The organism is Micrococcus sp. HMSC31B01, assembly GCF_001816085.1.
Lineage (GTDB): Bacteria > Actinomycetota > Actinomycetes > Actinomycetales > Micrococcaceae > Micrococcus > Micrococcus luteus.
Window position 1 is genome coordinate 1 of the sequence record NZ_KV824873.1, and the last position, 2267, is coordinate 2267.

3 protein-coding genes are annotated in these 2267 nt (G+C 73.8%); 1 reads left to right on the top strand and 2 read right to left on the bottom strand.

Going from position 1 to position 2267, the window contains the following annotated elements:
* Window positions 1-172: 172 nt before the first annotated feature.
* Window positions 173-931: an SDR family oxidoreductase gene (locus HMPREF3105_RS00960; protein WP_070708560.1), complete on the bottom strand. Its 759-nt coding sequence runs from the start codon at window positions 929-931 to the stop codon at window positions 173-175.
* 37 nt (window positions 932-968) lie between these two features.
* Window positions 969-1715, bottom strand: a complete 747-nt coding sequence (locus HMPREF3105_RS00965; protein ID WP_070708561.1) for a beta-ketoacyl-ACP reductase — start codon at window positions 1713-1715, stop codon at window positions 969-971.
* Window positions 1716-1886: 171 nt separating this feature from the next.
* Between HMPREF3105_RS00965 and HMPREF3105_RS00970 the strand changes: the two genes are divergently transcribed.
* Window positions 1887-2267 (top strand): DUF3099 domain-containing protein (locus tag HMPREF3105_RS00970; protein WP_070708562.1); only part of this gene is annotated, 381 nt, incomplete at its 3' end.

A 2267-nucleotide genomic window follows, 5' to 3' on the forward strand; every position in this document is an offset into this window, starting at 1 on the left:
GGCGTGGCGCTGTGCGCCAAGCCGATCCTCCGGGAGCACGCGGACGTCGTCGTCGACGTGCCCTCCTTCACCCCCCTGCGGTGGCTCCTGGGTCTCTGAGGCGCCCGCGCCCGGAGGTCACGAGGGCCGGATCCCACGGATCCGGCCCTCGTCGTCAGGGGTGTGGTGCGGTTCAGTCCTGCCCGAGGAAGTCCTCGGCGCCGCCCACGAGCTCGGTGTGGCCGACCTCGAGGTCGTCGCGGCCCACGAGGGAGGCGATCTCGGCGGCGAACTCCTCCACGGAGTAGAGCTTGCCGGCGGCCTCGCGGCGGGCCTCGATGGCACCGGGCTCGGCGCGATCGAGCAGGGTGGCGGTGATGGTGCCCTCGATCATGTCGCCGGAGACCACCACAAAGCCCACGCCCTTCTCCGTGAACGCGGGGATGCGCTCGCGCAGGGCGTCCTCGCCGGCGCGCTTGGAGCGGGCCACGGGCTCGTAGGAGTCCATCGTGGCGACCTCGTCGATGAAGTGCGCCTGGTGGGAGGTCACGAACACGATCTGTCCGCCGGCGCCCATGCGCTCGAGCGCGGCGTCGGCCAGCGCGGCCTGGGCGTCACGGTTGAGCTTCAGTGCGTAGTCCTCGCCGAACTGGGACTCCATGCCGCCCGAGGCGTTGAGCACCAGCACGTCGAGCGAGCCGAAGTGCTCCACGGCGGCGTCCAGCAGCGCGGCCCGGTCCTCGGCGACGGTCACGTCGCCGCCCACGGCCACGGCGCGGCCGCCGGTCTCCTCGATCTTCTGCACCACCTTGTTCGCGCGCGGCGCCTTCTGGCGGTAGTTCACCACGACGCCCGCGCCGCGGGCGGCCAGCAGCTCGGCGGTGGCGGCTCCGATGCCGCGGGAGGAGCCGGTGACGACGACGCCGCGTCCGGCCAGGTCCTGCTCGGTCATGTTCTGTGCTTCCTGTCTGCTCAGCGGTCGGTGGTCGTCAGTGGCCCATGCCCAGGCCGCCGTCCACGGGGATCACGGCCCCGGAGATGTACGCGGCCTCGTCCGAGGCCAGCCAGCGCACGACGCCGGCCACCTCCTCCGGGGCGGCGAAGCGGCCGGCCGGGATGGACGTCTTGTACTGGGCCTTGAGCTCGTCGTCGAGGGACTGCGTCATCTCGGTGTCGATGTAGCCGGGGGCCACGACGTTCGCGGTCACGCCGCGCGCGCCGAGCTCGCGCGTGATCGAGCGGGCCATCCCGACGAGGCCGGACTTGGAGGCGGCGTAGTTGACCTGGCCGGGCGAGCCGAGCAGGCCCACCACGGAGGAGACCAGGACGATGCGTCCGCGCTTCAGGCGCATCATGCCCTTGGTGGCGCGCTGCACCACGCGGAAGGCGCCGGTGAGGTTCGTGTCGATCACCGAGGTGAAGTCATCCTCGGACATGCGCAGCAGCAGCTGGTCGTGGGTGATGCCGGCGTTGGCCACGAGCACCTCGACCGGGCCGTGGACCTCCTCGACCTCGCGGAAGGCCGCGTCCACGGAGGCCGCGTCCGTCACGTCGGCCCGGACCGCGAGGACCCCCTCCGGCCCCTCCCCCGAGCGGGAGGTGATGGCCACGCGGTCGCCGTTCGCGGCGAACGCCCGGGCGATGGCCAGGCCGATGCCGCGATTGCCCCCCGTGACGAGGACGCTGCGGCCGGCGGCCTGCGCGTCCGCTGTGGGCGTGGTGGTCTGATCGGCCATGGGAACACCTTCCGGACGGGACGGGACTAGACTGGAGCACCGGCGCGGCGCCGTCGACGCCGTCCTGCGGGACGCCGCCGAGGGCGGGCGCGCCGGCATGTGAACCACCACTCTACGTCCGCGGCCGCGCGGGGGCCCTCCGCAGGGCGCGACGTGCCAGGAGGATGCGCCATGACCAGCTCCGCCGCCGGCTCCCGAGCCGGCCGTCCCGCCCGCGCCGGGCGCGGGACGACACCGGAGGTCCAGGGGGTCACCACCGCCGCCGCCGGCCGCAGCGCGGACCGGGAGGCGCGCATGAGGGTCTACCTGGTCCAGATGCTGGTCCGCACCGCCTGCTTCGTCGCCGCGCTCTTCACCCACGGCTGGTGGCAGCTCGGGTTCATCCTCGGCGCGGTCGTGCTGCCCTACGTCGCCGTCGTGCGCGTGAACAACACCGGCCCGCAGCAGGCCGGCACCCTGCGCGCCGTGCCCGCCCAGGGACCGGCCCTGGCCCCCCGCCCCGACGACACGGCGGCGCCCGAGCCGGTCGTGCTCACCGGCGACCTCGTGGAC